18 protein-coding genes are annotated in these 18,499 nt (G+C 48.1%); 12 read left to right on the top strand and 6 right to left on the bottom strand.

Annotated features, from left to right (window positions below; translation table 11 throughout):
• Window positions 1-222 precede the first annotated feature (222 nt).
• The 3 genes from queF to BHV73_RS04585 all read right to left on the bottom strand — a co-directional run bounded on the left by queF (window position 223) and on the right by BHV73_RS04585 (window position 2,212).
• Entirely contained in the window at window positions 223-678 is a 456-nt protein-coding gene (gene queF / locus BHV73_RS04595) for a preQ(1) synthase (RefSeq protein ID WP_009121583.1), read from the bottom strand.
• Between the two features lie 104 nt (window positions 679-782).
• On the bottom strand, window positions 783-1,439 hold the full coding sequence (queC, locus tag BHV73_RS04590; RefSeq protein ID WP_087412481.1) for a 7-cyano-7-deazaguanine synthase QueC: 657 nt from the start codon (window positions 1,437-1,439) through the stop codon (window positions 783-785).
• 92 nt (window positions 1,440-1,531) lie between these two features.
• Window positions 1,532-2,212, bottom strand: coding sequence for a queuosine precursor transporter (locus tag BHV73_RS04585; protein WP_009121581.1), 681 nt, complete (start codon window positions 2,210-2,212; stop codon window positions 1,532-1,534).
• A gap of 176 nt (window positions 2,213-2,388) precedes the next feature.
• On the opposite strand from BHV73_RS04585, the gene BHV73_RS04580 reads away from it, so the two are divergent.
• Entirely contained in the window at window positions 2,389-3,672 is a 1,284-nt protein-coding gene (locus BHV73_RS04580; RefSeq protein ID WP_009121580.1) for a DcaP family trimeric outer membrane transporter, read from the top strand.
• Window positions 3,673-3,772: 100 nt separating this feature from the next.
• Here the strand turns inward: BHV73_RS04580 and BHV73_RS04575 are convergent, their stop codons facing one another.
• Window positions 3,773-5,107: an OmpP1/FadL family transporter gene (locus tag BHV73_RS04575; RefSeq protein ID WP_022219663.1), complete on the bottom strand. Its 1,335-nt coding sequence runs from the start codon at window positions 5,105-5,107 to the stop codon at window positions 3,773-3,775.
• Window positions 5,108-5,523: 416 nt separating this feature from the next.
• The gene (locus BHV73_RS04570; RefSeq protein WP_022219661.1) at window positions 5,524-6,639 is read right to left on the bottom strand and encodes a PDDEXK nuclease domain-containing protein; all 1,116 of its coding nucleotides are present in this window, start codon (window positions 6,637-6,639) and stop codon (window positions 5,524-5,526) included.
• Window positions 6,640-6,831: 192 nt separating this feature from the next.
• Between BHV73_RS04570 and BHV73_RS04565 the strand changes: the two genes are divergently transcribed.
• The 10 genes from BHV73_RS04565 (at window position 6,832) to BHV73_RS04520 (ending at window position 16,871) form a co-directional block, all read left to right on the top strand.
• Window positions 6,832-7,833, top strand: a complete 1,002-nt coding sequence (locus BHV73_RS04565; protein WP_009121577.1) for a 2-hydroxyacid dehydrogenase — start codon at window positions 6,832-6,834, stop codon at window positions 7,831-7,833.
• A 91-nt stretch (window positions 7,834-7,924) separates the two neighbouring features.
• The gene (locus BHV73_RS04560) at window positions 7,925-8,629 is read left to right on the top strand and encodes a pirin family protein (RefSeq protein WP_087412482.1); all 705 of its coding nucleotides are present in this window, start codon (window positions 7,925-7,927) and stop codon (window positions 8,627-8,629) included.
• 80 nt (window positions 8,630-8,709) lie between these two features.
• Entirely contained in the window at window positions 8,710-9,441 is a 732-nt protein-coding gene (locus BHV73_RS04555; protein ID WP_009121575.1) for an MBL fold metallo-hydrolase, read from the top strand.
• A gap of 11 nt (window positions 9,442-9,452) precedes the next feature.
• Window positions 9,453-10,556 carry a DUF4468 domain-containing protein gene (locus tag BHV73_RS04550; protein ID WP_022219659.1) on the top strand — a complete coding sequence of 368 codons (1,104 nt, stop codon included), beginning with the start codon at window positions 9,453-9,455 and terminating at the stop codon, window positions 10,554-10,556.
• A gap of 32 nt (window positions 10,557-10,588) precedes the next feature.
• Window positions 10,589-10,966: a VOC family protein gene (locus tag BHV73_RS04545; RefSeq protein ID WP_022219658.1), complete on the top strand. Its 378-nt coding sequence runs from the start codon at window positions 10,589-10,591 to the stop codon at window positions 10,964-10,966.
• Between the two features lie 48 nt (window positions 10,967-11,014).
• Window positions 11,015-11,203: a hypothetical protein gene (locus tag BHV73_RS04540; protein WP_009121572.1), complete on the top strand. Its 189-nt coding sequence runs from the start codon at window positions 11,015-11,017 to the stop codon at window positions 11,201-11,203.
• Between the two features lie 244 nt (window positions 11,204-11,447).
• Window positions 11,448-12,779, top strand: a complete 1,332-nt coding sequence (locus BHV73_RS04535) for a DUF3575 domain-containing protein (RefSeq protein ID WP_087412483.1) — start codon at window positions 11,448-11,450, stop codon at window positions 12,777-12,779.
• The gene (locus BHV73_RS04530; RefSeq protein WP_286736955.1) at window positions 12,776-14,017 is read left to right on the top strand and encodes a hypothetical protein; all 1,242 of its coding nucleotides are present in this window, start codon (window positions 12,776-12,778) and stop codon (window positions 14,015-14,017) included. Before BHV73_RS04535 ends, BHV73_RS04530 begins: the two co-directional genes overlap by 4 nt.
• A gap of 2 nt (window positions 14,018-14,019) precedes the next feature.
• On the top strand, window positions 14,020-15,456 hold the full coding sequence (locus BHV73_RS04525; RefSeq protein ID WP_286736953.1) for a hypothetical protein: 1,437 nt from the start codon (window positions 14,020-14,022) through the stop codon (window positions 15,454-15,456).
• Window positions 15,457-15,512: 56 nt separating this feature from the next.
• Window positions 15,513-16,871, top strand: a complete 1,359-nt coding sequence (locus BHV73_RS04520) for a hypothetical protein (protein WP_259319567.1) — start codon at window positions 15,513-15,515, stop codon at window positions 16,869-16,871.
• A gap of 42 nt (window positions 16,872-16,913) precedes the next feature.
• On the opposite strand, the gene BHV73_RS04515 is transcribed toward BHV73_RS04520, so the two are convergent.
• Window positions 16,914-17,084: a hypothetical protein gene (locus BHV73_RS04515; RefSeq protein WP_286736949.1), complete on the bottom strand. Its 171-nt coding sequence runs from the start codon at window positions 17,082-17,084 to the stop codon at window positions 16,914-16,916.
• Here BHV73_RS04515 and BHV73_RS04510 point away from each other — a divergent pair.
• Entirely contained in the window at window positions 17,083-18,474 is a 1,392-nt protein-coding gene (locus BHV73_RS04510) for a fimbrillin family protein (RefSeq protein WP_286736946.1), read from the top strand. The two genes, BHV73_RS04515 and BHV73_RS04510, sit on opposite strands and share 2 nt — an antisense overlap.
• Window positions 18,475-18,499 lie beyond the last annotated feature (25 nt).

The raw sequence follows: 18,499 nt of genomic DNA, 5'->3' as shown, positions 1-18,499 counted from the left end.
TTCTGCGCGTATGCAGAAAATGCACACGCAGACAGGAAGAAAAGGAATAGGTTTGATATAACTGTTTTCAATTTGAAATGATTATTAAGTTGTTACTAATACCGATGCAAAGATCATCAGAAAAAGAACACCGCACAATCACTTGTTTTAGGTAATTACATCAACGCTATTCTAAGAAAGTATCATACCCGCAATCGCTATTGATAGGTATATTCCATTATTTCATTCGCGGTTCATCAAGCGGTGTTCCGCCATTCGTTCGTATTTCGTTCCGGGACGTCCGTAGTTTGCGTACGGGTAAATGGAGATGCCGCCGCGCGGGGTGAAGATTCCCGTAACCTCAATGTACTTGGGATTCATCAGACGAATGAGGTCTTTCATTATAATATTTACGCAATCCTCGTGGAAAGCGCCATGATTACGGAAACTGAAAAGATAGAGTTTCAGGCTTTTGCTCTCCACCATTTTCACATCGGGGATGTAGCTGATACGGATTTCCGCGAAATCCGGCTGTCCCGTTATGGGGCAAAGGCTGGTGAACTCCGGACAATTGAAACGCACCCAATAATCATTACCGGGATGCTTATTGTCAAACGCTTCCAATACTTCGGGGGCATAATCCTGCTTATACTCCGTTTTTCTTCCCAATAAGGAAAGCTGGTCTTTTAATTCGGTCATATTATCAAGTAGTTGAAATTTAGTTTATATCAGGGCTATCTATCATTCAGAGCGTATCTGTTTACTTAATTGATTTCAATTCATTTTCCAGGGATTAAAAGAGGTTATCGCTTACCCGCCAAATACTTTTCCAATCCTTCTCTACGCAGCTTGCAGGCCGGGCAGTGTCCGCAACCGTCACCGGGTATGCCATTGTAGCAAGTCAGTGTTTCGTGACGAATCAGGTCGAGTACTCCCAACTCATCCGCCAACGCCCACGTTTCGGCTTTATCTATCCACATCAGCGGGGTGTGCAGTACAAATTGCCCGTCCATGGCAAGGTTGAGCGTTACGTTGAGCGACTTGATAAACGCGTCCCGGCAATCGGGATAACCGCTGAAATCCGTTTGCGACACACCCGTCACGATATGATTGATGCCTTTCTCGCGTGCATAGACAGCGGCAATGCTCAGGAAGAACAAGTTACGTCCCGGCACAAAAGTGTTCGGAACACCGTCTGCCGGCTTTTCCTTATCCATCACCATACCGGGGTCTGTCAACGAATTATGCCCCAACCGGCCAATGAAAGAAACATCCATCACTTCAAACTCCACTTCCGCTTTACGCGCTATCTCCCGCGCCAGCTCCACTTCCTTCCGGTGTTTCTGCCCATACAGGAAGCTCAACGCATACACTTTCTTAAACTCACGCTTTGCCCAGAACAGGCAGGTTGTCGAATCCTGCCCACCGCTGAATACGACTAATGCTGCTTCTTTATTCATGATTGCTATTATTTATAAGAACAGTAGTCGGAAGTTGCGTCAAAATACACTTGATGATTTCTTTTCAGGCACAACCCCTTCCACACTTGATGTCAGATTTCAGTGATTTTCCACACTTTATAAGAGATTCCCTCATCATAGACGTCACTTCCGTCTATCCTTTTAATGGCTTTCACCACCCGGATTGTCACCGGAAGAATCATTACCTCATACAGGGATTTCAGTACTATCTGAATGCACATCATCACCAGCAATTCCTGCCATGCGATAATGCCGCCAAAGGCTACCGGAAAGAATATCAGCGAATCGGCTGTCTCGCCCACCACCGTAGACCAGATGGCGCGTGCCGAAAAATGACGCCCGCCGCTCGCCACTTTCATGCGGCTCATCACATAGGCGTTGAGAAACGAACCTACCAGAAATGCCGACAGGCTTGCAACGACAATACGCGGCGCCATGCCGAAAACGAAGTTGAAATGAGGCGCTCCTTCCCAAAAAGGAGCGGCAGGCAAGGCCACGGCAATCAGCCCCAGCATCACCACAAAGAAGTTCATGGCGAAGCCGCTCCAGATAATCAGGCGCGCCTTACGAAAGCCCCACACCTCGGCAATGCAGTCGTTGATGATATAAGAGACGGGAAACACTAACAGTCCGGCGGTAACGGTTATGCCGAAAACCTGAATGACTTTTGTTTCAAGGAGATTAGCCGCTATCAAACAGACATTGAACAGAATGCCCAGCAGCATAAAGGGTACAGATACTTTTTGCTTCATATTCCTGTTTTTTACGTGGTGTTCTAGAATACACGACCGCTATTCGCGGCATCATACATTTCAGTTTATGATTTCACTCTTGTTAAATCGGGCGCAAAGATACGCTTTCTTTCGGTGACCGCAAAACCATTTTAAATTTAAGTTGTTCAAAGCACATTCACCAAAACCTAACTTAAATGAAAACAATCTTAAAAGTAATGTTTCTGCTGTGCGGCGCAGGACTGTCGGCAGTTGCAGCCCACGCGCAAAAAAAAGTGATTATCGAAGACGAGTCTCCCAAAGGTGTCGTACTGGTCACCATAGACAAGGCGGGCGATGAGATAATCCGCATCATGAATGAGTCGCAACTGCCTTACATCCACGAACCGCAAGCTCCCCGCTTCCTGCTGACGGACAGAAAAGGCAAGTTCGCCCTGGGTATCGGCGGCTATGTACGCGCTACGGCGGAGTATGATTTCGGCGGCATCGTCGACAACATCGACTTTATCCCCGCCTACATCCCTGGTGGAAGCAAAATCAAGAACCAGTTTCAAATGGATGCCAGCACTTCCACCATTTTCCTGAAGCTGGTGGGGCATACCAAGATTCTCGGCGACTTCATCGTGTACACCGCCGGTAACTTCCGGGACGGTTCCAACAAAGGCTTCCAACTGCGCAATGCCTACGTGTCTTTTCGTGACGTAACGGTAGGTTATACCTATGGCGGTTTCATGGACTTGGGCGCACTACCTTCCACTATCGACTTCCAGGGTCCCAACGGAGCCACCTTTTACCGTGCCACCCAAGTGGCATATACCTACAAGGGGCTGAAAAACTTCCGTTTCAACGCTTCCGTCGAAGTACCTTCCGTAGACGGTACGACCGACAGCGGGCTTGACATCGCGCAACAGCGTATGCCGGATTTCACCGCTTACGCACAGTACGGCTGGAACAGCAAAAGCCACTTGCGTGTGGGCGGACTTATCCGCAGCATGACGTACACCAGCACGCTGAGCGACAAGGCGCATGCCGTTACCGGATTCGGCGTACAGGCATCCGCCACCTTCAATGTAGGCAGGCAATGGCAGGTATTCGGACAGGCCACCTACGGAAAAGGCATCGGACAATACCTGAATGATATCAGCAACCTGAACGTGGACATCGTTCCCGATCCCGACAAAGAGGGGAAGATGCAGGCGTTGCCGATGCTGGGCTGGTATGCGGGATTGCAATATAATATCAGTCCGAAGGTGTTCCTCTCAAGCACATACAGCATGTCACGCCTTTATTCTGAAAACGGATACCCCGCCAACGAACCGTCTACGTACCGCTATGGACAATATTTCGTAGCGAACCTGTTTTGGAATGTCACTCCCAATATGCAGGTGGGTGCGGAATACCTGCGCGGATGGCGTACGAATTTCGATGATTCCACCAATCATGCCAACCGTATGAACCTGCTGGTGCAATATTCCTTCTGATTGGCGCAAGACTCTTTCTAATCTGTATAAAAACGAAGAAGGGGATGTATCCGTAACGGACATCCCCTTCTTCCATATATAAAGGTTGGATTATGAAATATCAGAAGCGATAGTCGATGCTCAGACCGAAAACTTTGTTGGTGCGGCTGTACACGTTGGTACCGGGCAAGCCTAAACCGTTGTAGTTTTGAGTGGTCTTTGTATAATCTTCATAGTTGGTCCACATATAACCCACATTCAAGTCGGCTCTTTCCGAAAGCTGCAATTTTGCGCCTATACCCAAAGAGTAAGAATCGCAGGAGAAGCTGGTATCGGTCTGGTAGTTATCGGACAAGCCGTAATCGGTGAACTGTACACCGCCGCTCAGGGTCAGTCTTTTGATTACATCCCATTCTATACCTGCCAGATACTCGTTCGTGCCTTTTGTCAGGTATTTCTGTTTGCCGTCGGCCATACCCGCGTTCTTGTCATCGTAGAAGTGGTACTCCACCGATGCGCGCAGCACGGGAAGGAACTCATAAGCAGCGGCTACCGAAAGCATGGCGGGAATATCGTTCGGAGTATTTACACCATGTTTGTAAGCTTCCAACTCACTTTCGGGAGCGCCTACCATGCGTAATGAGTTCAGTTTGGTATTATTTTCGATGTTCAGGTTGGCTTTGAACTCGTATTTAGCGCCAATAGTCAGTTTGCCGAACTTAGCGTCCAAGCCGATAACCGGAGTAAATCCCCAACCGGTCTGGCTGCAATCCAGGTCGATGCCGATAAGCTCGGTACCAACGGGTATCGCTCCCCCGGCAGGCAAAGGCAGATTGACGGCGGCGCTGGCATTCAACGCACCCTTATAACCACCGGTAAAGTAGTTCATGCGTCCGCCCGCAAAAGCGGAAAGCCAATCCGTTATTTTATAAGTCAAACCCAGCTGTACGGAATAAATGTACTGCTTGCCGTCCATATAGCTGTTCAGCGAATAGGCATTACCCGGAATGCCTTGTTGACCCAATCCGCCTATTACCATGGCATCGAACATGGAAAGACCGTCGTCAAACGAAGCTTTTCCACCGCCACCGGTGATACCGAAGAAACCGGAGATAGTCCAATCACCTTTTTTATAAGCCGCAAATACGCTGGGAATAACAGGCGCCGACGCCTTACCCTCGTAATACTTATCCAAGCCCAAAGCCTCGCATGAAGCATCGATATTTCTTGTTTGGAACGCACTCTGGATACTCAAGGACGTATAAAATCCGTCTTTCGGCAAAAAGGCCAGACCCGCAGGATTGGACAAAGCCGCATCCACACCGGTAGTATTTGCACCACGGGATAACATACGAAGAAAAGCAGGGTGTTGATTTGTATTTGTCAGGAGACCTCCCGCAAAAGTTGGAATTGAAACGATTAGCATCGCAATGCTAATCAATGAAATTTTTCTCATCTAAATCTTTTTTATTGTTTTCGGGCGCAAAGGTACAATAATATTGCACATGAAAAACTGTTTTGTGCATTTAATTTATAACAAGTAAAGAAATTAATTGAAAAAATCAATAGTTTCTATTGAAACATTTAAGCAAATACTCAATATAGGGTGAGATACTCCTTGATTTATCACTGCCATAATTCAGCGAACAGCGTTTCCATAATGAAAGGAAAAGACCGCTAATCTTAAATCATTCCACCACGGGGTAAATTTCGTTCCATCATGGTGGAACGAAACTTTCTCCATGGTGGAATAAAACTTACCCCATGCCGGAACGATATAAGTAAGGCATGCTAAATCATTAATCTCCCGAAAGGGAAAAGAAGTGTTTACAACCGATTATTAATCAATGATGTGTAAGCACATCGTATTCATTATCTGTTTATTTCTAATTCTTTTTCGATTTCTTCAATCGTAGGCAGGCTGCCTCGGAAGTCTTTCGGCAAGGCTTGTCCCAACTCATAGTCGGAAATTCCGATTGGCTTTTGGATATCACGCAAGGCATATTCAGCCTTGATACGGTCTTTACTCTTGCAAAGCAGCAGTCCGATAGTCCGGTTATCTCCCTCACGGCAAAGAATATCATCCACAGCGGAACAGTAGAAATTCAATTTGCCGATATACTCCGGTATGAACTCGGTATCTTTTAATTCAATCACCAAATATCTGTGCAGAAACGCATTATACATCAATATGTCGATATAATAATCATCACCCGACACCTCTATGTGATACTGCCGACCCATAAAGGCAAAACCGGCTCCCATTTCCACGAGGAATTTCTCTACATGCTTCACCAAACCGATTTCCACATCACGCTCATTGTAGTGGTCGGTGAAAGTCAGCATATCGAATATATATGGGTCTTTGAGCATGGATTTTACATCGTCCGCTTCCGGTGCAGGCAGGGTTTCAGTGAAATTGTTTGCCAACGCTCCATGCTTGCCGTAATCATCAAGTCTGATGGCTTCTTGCAGATAGCGTGTCGTCCAATGATTGGTAATGCTTTGCACCATATACCAATACCGTGCGCGAATATCCTTGACCTGCTTTATCAGAACAAGATTATGCGTCCAATCCAGATACTTGATGGGAAGAGTAAAATTATATTCGTCTAATTGCGAAATCACTGATTTCGTAATTGGAGAAGCAGTTCCTTTCACCATCGTAAGTTCTTGATTATATTCGTTGAAGAACTGCACCATATATTGCATATTGCGCACAGTAAATCCTTTTATTTCGGAATAATCGTTCTTCAAATCCACAGACAACCGCTGCAAAGTTTTCTTACCCCAACCTTCATCATCTTGACTTTGCTGTAACATTTCACCAACGTCCCAATACATCCGAAGCATTTCCTCATTGGCTGCATAAATCACCCGTTGCTGTGCAATCAGTACCCTTTGCTTGATTTTGCGAAGCAATGCCGCATAACCACGAAAGTTATCCGCCAAGTTATCATTCCCTTTCATTTCTGTATTTTCAGCCATAGTCTTCTTTTGTTTATTTGCAAAGTTACTCTTTTGATTTAACTGTACATCAAAACCTTACGGTTATTTGAATGTATTTCTATATAGGTTATCTTTTCATCGAACTGTGATGAACCTGTCCTGAACCTTATTATCTTTATATGTGTTATTTATATCGGTAATAAGCGAAATATTCTAAAAACTTAAAAACTCATGGCATATACTATTGCATTCTTCGGCAGCAAGCCTTACGATGAGGCTTCATTCAATGAAAAAAACAGTGAATACGGTTTTGAACTTCGTTATTATAAGGGGCATCTCAACCTGAATAACGTGATACTGACACAAGGTGTGGACGCGGTGTGTATCTTTGTAAACGATACGGCCGACGCGGAAGTCATCCGGCAAATGGCGGCAAACGGAGTGAAGCTCCTTGCCCTGCGCTGCGCCGGATATAATAATGTAGACCTGAAAGCAGCGGCGGAAAACGGTATTACCGTCGTACGTGTTCCCGCCTACTCCCCTTATGCGGTGGCGGAATACACCGTTGCCCTCATGCTCTCCCTTAACCGGAAAATACCCCGTGCCACCTGGCGTACGCGTGACGGCAACTTCTCCCTACACGGTCTTTTGGGATTCGATATGTATGGCAAAACGGCCGGCATCATCGGCACAGGCAAGATCGCCAAAAAGTTAATCACCATCCTGCGCGGTTTCGGCATGAATATCCTTGCCTACGACCTGTATCCCGACTACAATTTCGCCCGTGAGCATCAGGTGGTATATACCACACTGGATGAATTGTATCACAATTCGGATATCATCTCCCTGCACTGCCCGCTCACAGAGCAGACCAAATACCTGATTAATGACTACTCTATCAGTAAAATGAAAGACGGCGTAATGATTATCAATACCGGCCGAGGACAGCTTATCCACACCAACGCCTTGATAGAAGGGCTGAAAAACAAGAGAATCGGTTCCGCCGGACTGGACGTATACGAGGAAGAAAGCGAATATTTCTACGAAGACCAGTCGGACAAGATTATCGATGACGATACGCTGGCGCGCCTGCTGTCATTCAATAATGTAATCGTAACTTCCCACCAGGCATTTTTCACCCGTGAAGCCCTTGCCAATATCGCATCCACTACCCTGATGAATATAAAGGACTTCATGGAACACAAGAAACTGGAGAACGAAGTAAAACTGTAAAAAGCCATTTATGGAACATTAATCATCCACGGCTCAAACTTTCCGGCACGATTGCTTGTTACATACAGATAAATCACTAAAAAGAAAGATTATGAAAAAAGTAATAGACAAAGCCGAAAGCCGTGGACGTTCTTTATATGACTGGCTCGACAGCCACCATACATTCAGTTTTGACGAGTATTACAATCCCCGTCGCATGAACTTCGGCGCCCTGCGTGTACTGAACGACGACCGGATAGCTCCGGGCAAAGGCTTTGGCACCCACCCGCATAAGAATATGGAGATTATCTCCATCCCCCTGAAAGGTAAGCTGAAACATGGCGACAGCAAGCAAAACAGCCGTACCATCACCACAGGCGATATTCAGACCATGAGTGCCGGTACAGGTATCTACCACAGCGAAATGAACGGAAGCGATACCGAATCGGTGGAATTTCTCCAAATCTGGGTAATGCCCGAAAAACTGAATACCCCGCCCGCCTATCAAGATTATGACATCCGCCCCTATCTGCACAAGAACGAGCTTGCGCTCATCGTATCTCCCGACGGGAATGCTCCCGCCAAGCTACTGCAACAGACATGGTTCTCCATCGGAGAAGTCGAGGCCGGAAAGAAGCTGGGCTATCACCTGCACCAGTCGCACGCCGGAGTGTACATTTTCCTCATAGAAGGCGAAATAAAGGTAGACGGCACGATACTGTCCCGTCGCGACGGTATGGGAGTATACGAAACCGCCAGCTTTGAGTTGGAAACTCTGAAAGATTCGCATATCCTGCTGATTGAAGTCCCCATGTAAGACTTTTGCATAAAATAACAGCTAAACCGGAAGTTTGTGTAGCGTTTTTTGTAATATTGCGCTATAATTGAATCCGTACAATGAAACTTGATTATATCTACCATAGCGGCTTCGCGATTGAAGCGGACGGAGTGACGGTCATTATCGATTACTACAAAGACTCCTCGGAAGAGGAGCCGAACCGGGGAATCGTACACGACCGTCTGTTAAAGAAACCGGGGATACTCTACGTACTCTCCTCGCATTTCCACCCCGACCACTTCAACCGCGAAGTTCTTTCATGGAAGGAAGAACGCCCCGATATCCGGTATATCTTCTCCAAAGATATTCTGAAACACCGGCGTGCAACGGCGGAAGACGCCACCTATATCAATAAAGGCGACGTCTGCGAGGACGGGCATATCCGTATCGAAGCCTTCGGCTCCACCGATGTAGGCATCTCCTTCCTGATAGACTTACAGGGCGTCCGCCTGTTCCATGCCGGCGATTTGAACAACTGGCATTGGAGTGAAGAATCCACTCCCCAGGAAATACGCAAAGCCGAAGGCGACTTTCTTGCAGAAGTGAAAACCCTGCGACAAAAGGCTCCTCAGGTAGATGTAGCCATGTTTCCGGTGGACAGCCGCATCGGAAAAGATTATATGCGCGGTGCGGAACAATTCGTGGAACGAATAAAAACCACTATATTTGCACCTATGCACTTCAGTGAAGATTATCAGGGCGGCAACGCATTCCGTACTTTTGCCGAAAGCGAAGGCTGCCGTTTCCTTACAATCTCCCGCCGGGGTGAGAGTTTTGACATTACTAAATAAAACATAGCATTATGAAAAATTTGACACAAGTTCTTGTTGCACTGTTCTGCCTTTGCATGCCCGCCTTGCTGCACGCGCAAAGGGACGACAGCAAATATCTGGCCGGCGCCGTTCCGGAAGTGGACGGCAAAGTGGTATTTACCAAAGATTTCAGCATTCCCGGCATGTCTCAAGATACAATCTATTCCCGTCTGCTGAAATGGATGGACGCGCGTTTGGCGAAGAATGAGAATAACAGCCGCGTGGTTTTTTCCGACAAGGAGAAAGGACAGATTGTGGGCATGGGCGACGAATGGATTGTGTTCAGCTCCACGGCATTGTCACTGGACAGAACCAAAATACTTTACCAGCTCACCGTTACCTGCCAGCCGGAGAAATGCATCTTTGAGGTGGAGAAGATACGTTTCAACTACCGCGAAGGAAAAGAAAAATATACCGCCGAAGAGTGGATTACCGATAAGTACGCATTGAACAAGTCCAAAACCAAACTGGTGCGCGGCCTTGCCAAATGGCGCAGAAAGACGGTGGATTTTGTAGATGACCTTTGCGTGGGCGTGACCGAGGCTCTAAGCGCCACTGTCGCCAAAGCTCCGGCAGAGGAAAAGAAAGAGGAACAGAAACAGAAAGAGACAAAAGCACTCGTCAACTCCGGCACAACGGTGATTACTCCCAAGACGCAGGTTACGGTAGAGACTCCCCAAACCGCTACGGTACCGGTTACGGTGACCGCACCTCAAACGAATGCGCAGGTTGTGCCGAACGCCTATAAGGAAGTTGCGCCGAACGCCATACCCGCCAACGCCATCCAAACCGGAAACGGCAAACTGGTTATCGTGATTGGCGAGGAACCTTTCAACATGACCATGATGACCGCCAATGCCGGCGGCTCGTTAGGCAAGATAGCAGGCGACAAGCCGGTAATCTTCACCATCCTGTCACCGGAACAGCCTTACGAACAGATGGAAGCGGCCGGGAACTATACCGTACGCTTCTACCCCAACGGGCAGACAGAGCCTTCCGTTATTCTGGAATGCAAGAAAGTTCCGTCACAAGCTCCGATAGAAGGCATGCCGCGCACATACATAGGCGAAATCCTGAAAGCGAAAATCAAATGAACCGATAATGTAAACCTAAATAAGTAACAACAGTGGAAATAAAAAGCAAATTTGACCATTTTAATATAAACGTCACCAATCTGGAACGCAGTATCGCTTTCTACGAAAAAGCGTTGGGACTGAAAGAACATCACCGGAAAGAGTCGTCGGACGGCTCTTTCACGCTGGTTTATCTCACCGACGGCAGCACAGGTTTCCTTTTGGAACTGACCTGCCTGAAAGAACATCCCCAAGCCTACGAGCTGGGCGAGAATGAAAGCCACCTTTGTTTCCGCGTAGCCGGAGACTACGAGGCGATCCGCCAATACCACAAAGAAAACGGCTGGGTGTGTTTCGAGAATACCGCGATGGGATTATATTTCATCAATGACCCTGACGATTACTGGATTGAGATACTACCGGCCAGGTAAGTATGCGATATACCCCGATTTTACATTAATACTTAATACATCAACAACGTGAGTATAGAAGAAGCAATGATGGGCGGTATTGTTTTCAAAGGCAAGAAAGACAAGCCTAAAGAAGACAACAAGGTCAAGACCAAAGCCAAAAAGAAAACCTATATCACCGGACTGCATGGTTCCGGTGCGGCGAAAATGAAAGCCGAAATTCGCAAGAAACGCGCGAACAGGCATAAAGGAAAGTAAAAATAATTTTTCAGGTAAGAAGGTGTAAGTTCTCTCAAACAGAATTTACACCTTCTTTTCTTTATATCATACTCACCCGCATCACGGAAAACCATTATAAAATTATGCAATCCAAACGGTTTTTAGGCATATCGCACCGGAAAATCCCCCGTTAATGAAAGAAAGTTAACAAAAAACTTTGTTTTTACGTTCTTAGTATATATTTTTGATGCCGCAAACAAACAAATAACATTTTAAAAAGAAAGTGATTTTATCACAAGAGCATAAAAAAAAGCGCTACTTTTTTTTATCCAGAAGGATTGTAGTGTGTTTTCTTATATCAATAACTTTGAATAGCACCCATGCTCAGGTACAACGCGGCAAGAAAGACGATGCGAAAGCAGAATTGATATCTTTCAAAGACCGCTGGGGTATCAAGACGAATGCTGTCGACTGGTTATTGACCGTCCCCAATATTGGCGTGGAATTCGACTTAGGCAACACTATCCGAAACAAACACACCATAGGCGCCAATATAAAGTGGAATTGGAATACCTCGCAAAAGTACACCCCATCCCTTATTTTCAATGTATTCGACGCACGGGTAGAGTGGCGGCAGTATTTTCGTACCCGTAAAAGAGGCGGCATCACCAAAGACGCCAATCTGATGACACGCCTCAAGGAAACCGTATTCACCACGCAACGCAAGAATCCCCGCCAAGAGCGCGCTTACTACTGGGGCGTATACGTCAACGCCGCCAGCTACAACTTCAAAATCGGCAAGGAAGGAAAGCAGGGTAACGCTTACGGAGCCGGCATCAGCGTGGGCTATACCGCTCCGCTCTACGGTTACCGCAATAATTACATCGACCTGGAATTAGGCGGTTCCGCCGGACTGCTTTATACCTCGTACGATGTTTACACCCATGATGCGGAGAGCGGCTGCTACCCTCGCATAGCGGAGAAATGCAAGGGCGGGCACATCGTACCGTTCCCCCTGATAACGGATTTGCGCGTAGCTTTCGTCTACCGGTTCATGTCGGCGGGCAGCAAGTACAAAGAATCGGTCTACCGCCGTGTACAGTTGCGCGACTTCGCCCGTCAGGCGCTCAATGAAAAGATAAATAAGATGCGCGAGCGTATCGACTCCATCAACAACGCGATACGGGAACAGGGTTTCAGCCGTCCGGACAGCCTGCTCGATAAGGAAGAACTGAAACAATGGAAGCTGATGCAGCAAGAGCGCAAAGAACTTGCCGCAAAAGAAGCCACCGACAAGCTGCGCAAACAGGTGGCCGACTCTCTGGGCATACAACTGAGCGACACGCTTACTTCCGAACAGGAAAAGACCCTGCGCAAGGCGCTGAAAGTACGTGAAGAACAATTGAAGCGGAAAGCCGAAACGCAAGATTCCACCAAGCTCGGCAAACGCGCCGCCAGAGAGGCAAAGCAGTCCGCCCAAGAGAAGAAAGAGAGGAAAAACAAGAAAGACTCTGGGAAAAAGAAGAAAAAGGACGGAAAGCCGGAAGCCGCGGCCGTCAAAGAGGAAAAAGGAGATGCCTCCGGTGAAGCTGCAAGGAAGGAGGATGAAGGATGAAGAACAAGACACTGACATATCTTGTCCTCAGCCTGCTGTGCTGCATGTCCGCCTGCACCTCGGTAGACCTCTGTCCGGAAGCGGAACACCCGCATATCACCGACATGCGGGTACGCCTCAACTGGGGCGACATCAGCAAAGATGAGATTCCGGCAGAAATGCACATCGTGGCAAGCCGCATCATAAACACCTGGCGTACCCACGGCATCGTAGACACATCCGCAGACCCTGCAACAGACAATAATATCACCCTGCAACAAAGCTCTTCCGACAGCGGAACAGCCGTAACCGCCGCTTCCTCTTTTTACCTGCGCGGCGGCGAGTACAACATATTCGTTATCAACGAGCAGTATGCAGACACCCCCGTACAAACGGATGAAACGAAGCCCACTCCCATCATCAGCATAGACAATCTGGACAATTACATCCACGACAACCGGATAAGCGTAAAAGACCTGTATCTGCAAATCAGCAGCATGGGCGACGAGAAGCCCGGTATCGTAGAGGGCAACGACCTGCCCGACTTCAATCCCGACGACGAGTACCTCAAGGAGGTAAAGTCCCCCATCTTCTATGCGGTACAAAAGAATATAAACATCCAAACCGGGCAACCCACCGTTATGGAATTCGATATGCAACGTATCAGCCAGCGCATCAATATCATCTTCAACATCCGCACCGAGGGAAATATCAAAAAGGAAGACCTCTCCGCGCCCATCATCGAACTGTCCGGAACTTGCGGACGCTTCAATATCTCCGACGCCTGTTTGGACACCACCCGCCTATACCGGACGGTACATCAGGTGCAACCGGACGAATTTACGCAAACCGGCGAAGGCACTTACCGATGCGCAGTCCATTTCCATACCCTCGGCATCATCCCCAGCGCGGCCAAAGGGCATCTCAACGGGCCGAGCATCTTACAAGTGGCCTTGCAGGTGTCCACTCCCCAGTTGGACGCCGCCGGAGCACCGGTACTGGATGCGGACGGCAATCCCGTCAAGAACAGCCGTTACATCTACGGCGCCATCAATCCTTATGACGAGCTGACCGCGGCACAGCTTATCGAAGTGCGCGACGGCAAGACCTACCTGCGTTACAGCAAAGAAGACGTGAACATCGAGATAACAACTCCTTTGGTGATAAAGGCCGACAAGATAGTACCCAACGACACCGGTATGGGATGGCAGCCCCACGACCCTTCCAATCCGGATGACGACATAATAATAGAGATATAACCATGAAACGCCTGACATATAGTAATAAGATACATAAGCGGAAACGCCGGCATATGCTTGTCCTGCCCCTATGGTGTATGTTGCTGCTTGTTGCCAGTTGCGGTAATCTGTACACCGGTGACGAATCGCTTTACGACCCGAATCATCAGGACAACGAGGGCGACCGGACACAACTGCCCGTCATGGTAGCCTTCAGCGACCCTATATATAATGTACTGACGCGTGGTTCGGGAGTGCTGAACCCCACGGACGAAACGAATTTCGGCCAACGCATATCCGACGGAACATTCTTTGTATACGCTTTCCGGCGCGACAACCCCAACGGCATGACCTATGCCCATCGGCGGGCGGAGGATGCCGACCGCCGTTATTGCCTTATCGACGGCAGCCTGGACGAAATCTCCGCCGAAGAGTGCGCCGCGCTGGGACTTACCGCCGAACAATGCAAGCTGCACGGCAAACGGGCAGCCTATGCCGGAAACGGCTCGTTCATCAATTGGAAAAGCTCCGGCTACATTCCTTATTATAACTTGCAGGAAGAATTCGACGCTTTCAATTTCTTCGCCTATTACTACGACAATGCAAAAACGGGCGAAGTAAAGCGTGAAGCAGACCGTATCTGCTTCGATGTCACGGTAGACGGTTCGCAAGACCTGATGTGCGCTGCGGCTTCCGACCTGAAAACGCTGATAGAGGATCTGGAGAACGGCCGGAAAATAGCCGCCGATTACAGCGAGCAGGCCGACCGGCTGAAACAGCTTGGCGCCGACGAGCGTCAACTGATGCGCAGTTGTTACTACGGCACCTACACGGCACGCCGAAATATCTGGCCTATCATCCGCATGAAGCATCAACTGTCGTACGTCAAGCTGAAATTCTACCCCGCAAGTAAAAGCACGGAAGACATCGTTTACATTACGGGTGTCTGGATAGAATGCGTCAACAAGGGCGTTTTCACGGTAGCGGCATCAGACCCCGCAAACATAGGCGTCTACTTCCCGGCAGACGGAGAACGGGGCAAGATACCTGCACGCGACGCCGATGGGAAAGAAATTCCCTGGACCGACGCCGACGGGAACTCCCTCTACCCTATGCAGGTGAAAGAAGAAGACGCAAACAAGGAAGTAAACCAGCGCCCGGCGACAGACGGCGGCATATTCCTGCTACCGCCGGGCAACAATGCCAAACTCCTAATCAGCACGGTATATTATCCCAACGACACTGCAAGCGAACCCTACGCCACTACTTTCAGCTATGATTTAAAGGATGCCGTGTACAACAAAGACGAGAACGGCGCCTACCTCTCCAGTGGATTTATGGGCGGACGCGAATACAGCATCAGCGCCTACATATACGGGCCGCAGGATATAAAACTGAACGTACAGGCTGCCTCGTGGGTGAACGGCGGGGATATAGAGATAGGAGAGGATGAATTATAAGAGCAAACAAACAGAGATTTATATATTTTCTTTTATTAATTAAATTTTAAATGATTATGAAAAAGCAATTTTTCTATGCAGCAATGGCTCTTGCAGTAATGAGCAGCTGTTCAAAGGACAATGATCCGGGTAATGGTAATCCGGAAGAAAGTAACGACCGCGCAGTGATTGCATTAGGCGTGGATGCTCCTGCTGTGACAGCCAATACCAGAGGTACAGGTTCGGTAGGAGATGTAGATGGCGTCAACAACAAGTGGGATAGCCAACGGCTGTATATTCACATGGTAGATAAAGAGACCGGATTAGAGGCTGAAGAAGCTGACGGCACAAAAATCTTTGATAATACGGCGCTTGAGTTCAGAGCACCGAGAAAAGATGCGGCAGATGATAACATCAGAATTTACCAAACCGGCTCAATAACCGATGATAAGGGTACCATTCAATATAAGTATTACCCAACTAACGGAACCTATACATTCTATGGGTATCACGTTGATGATGCAGCTCATGATGATGCAACTATTACAGCAGATACAAAAACCGTAACGGGCGTTACAATTAATGGTACTCAAGACTTGTTATCTGCAAAAACCATTGCATTGCGAACTGAAGATGCAACGGAAACAGACAGTCCGTATTATGACTTCGCCACTCACTTACCAACCAGTGACACATGGGCTAATTTGGTTCAAAACTACCAGTTCGGAGCACGTACTGCCCGCAATAATATTATTCCTGTCCTGAAATTCACTCACCAATTAGCACGCTTAAAGTTTTTTGTAAGAGCCGGCGATGCCAAAGCGGCAGCAAAGAAATGGAATACAGGTACAAGCCAATGGGATGAGAATGCTGACGGCGCTAACAAACTGGGTATGCAAGTTACCAAAATTATGCTGACAGAAATGGTTAGCAAAGTAGATATGGATCTTGAAAACGGCACCTCTGCAAAGAATGGTGATGCAACAGATAATTTTACTGTATGTCAAAAGAATGCGGTAACAGGTCAATTGGAAGCTATCACATCTGTAATTCCTACATATCCTCATGGAAACGCAAATATACCTTCCAGTGATCCGGACAAGAACGGAACACCAATAGGAGAACCCGTATTATTCTTCCCCGACGGAGACGTAACGTTATCTATCGACCTTAAACAATATGTAGTAGATACGGAAGACGAAAATAATGGCGGAACCAAGACTTATAAAGAAGTAACAAAAGAAGGGCAAAAGTTAGTTGTTTATCAAAACAAGATAAACACAGATGCAGCAGACGGAACAGATACATTCAAACCCGGTTATTCTTATAATGTATACATCACTATCTATGGTCTCCAAGACATCAGAGTCAGTGCAGTCCTGACCGCATGGGAAGAAGGCGGTGATATCAATACCGACATCGAGGACGGAAAATAAAAGCCTGCTCCTCTAACGGAGATAGCCCTTGACACAATCCAACTACCAACGGGTGGTACACTTAATACCAACCGTTGGTACTTGCAATACCAAAGCGTGGTACGGGAAGTACCACCCGTTGGTATAACGAATACCCAAGCATGGTACGAGGAATACCACCCGGGGAACATCAGAGAAGAACGATATGTTTAACCAATTACTCACTACAATCATGAAAAAGAACTTATGGATTCTGGCGGCCGCCCTTTGCATGACAGCCTGCTCGCAAAACGAGGATATCGTAATAGAGCAACCTGTTACCGACAGCGACTTCGAGTCGCCGGACGGACGCCTCATCATTCAATTAGGGGGAATAGAATCCCGCATAGGAGCCAGCGTAGGCGTAACACGCGCTCCGCTGGACAAGCTGTATGATGACACCGACGGCGCTACCACCCAATTAGGAATCTTCGCCCTTGCCACCAATGACGCTACAAACAACACCGCCATTACCGATGCCAACCGAACAGCCGCATGGGGCGACACGGACAATTACGGCATTCTGTTGAACAACGTACAGGCAGCTGTAACCGCCTGGCCTCAACAAGGCGGTACGGACGAAAAGCCGGATGGCTTGGAAAACGACAAGGCGCAGAAGATTACATTATATAAAGATAATGCCGCAAACGGTGTCTACTACTATCCGATGCAGAAGAAATACGACTATACTTTCTACGGTTACGCCCCCTATCAAGCCGACCAAACCATCAGCGCCGCAAAACCGGAAATAAGTTTTACCGAATTCGACGGCTCGCAAGATATCATCTGGAAAAACGCCGCTGCCGCCCCGATAGCTCCCGGCTCCATCTACCTGAAAGACGGCGTAACAAACGATACCGAGCTGACCGGCTACAATGCCCGGTACATCCGCCAATTGAAGTATCACTTTGAGCTGAATAAGACACCCCACGATAAGTCGGACTACCCGTGGATACCCAACATCAACTTCGAGCACCGGCTGGCACAACTGCGTTTCTCCGTGATTCCCGCAAGCGACCAGTCCGAAGCGGACAGAACCGCCGTTCAAAACATGAAAGTGAAAAACATCACCATCAAATACCACGGTACAACCGCCACCCTCAACATTCTGACCGGCAAGCTGACCTTTACCGACAACGGTCCCCTGCTGATGAGGGAAGCCACCGACGACGGCAACGGAAATATCGCTTTCACAAACGAGAATGCCGACGGAACAGCCGAAGTTCCCAAAGACATTTACGTCCAGAAATACGAGAACGGAAAATACACGCTTGGCGGCGTATCAAGCCCAGCCCCGTTGGTGCAAGGCTATCTGATGGTGAAACCGGATATGGAACAATTCCTGATGGACGTTACCATCATGGCTCCCGACGCCGGCGGAGTGCCCCAAGACCTGATTGTGCACGACATCCCCGTCAACGCCCCCACTCCCTCTGCCGATTTGAATAAAACCGACAAATTATTCTATGCCGGCTATTACTACAACGTGCGTATCGGCATCTACGCCACCCAGCAAATCAACGCCACCGCCACTTTGGCCACATGGAAACCGGGCGGTGATCCCGTAGACGTACCCATCGAGTAAAAGCGGAACGTACCCGCACGAAAAA

This window comes from Bacteroides sp. 44_46 (assembly GCF_001915465.1).
Classification (GTDB): Bacteria; Bacteroidota; Bacteroidia; order Bacteroidales; family Bacteroidaceae; genus Bacteroides; species Bacteroides clarus.
The sequence above is the reverse complement of the archived record's forward strand: the minus strand, read 5'-3'. Positions and strand labels throughout refer to the sequence as shown.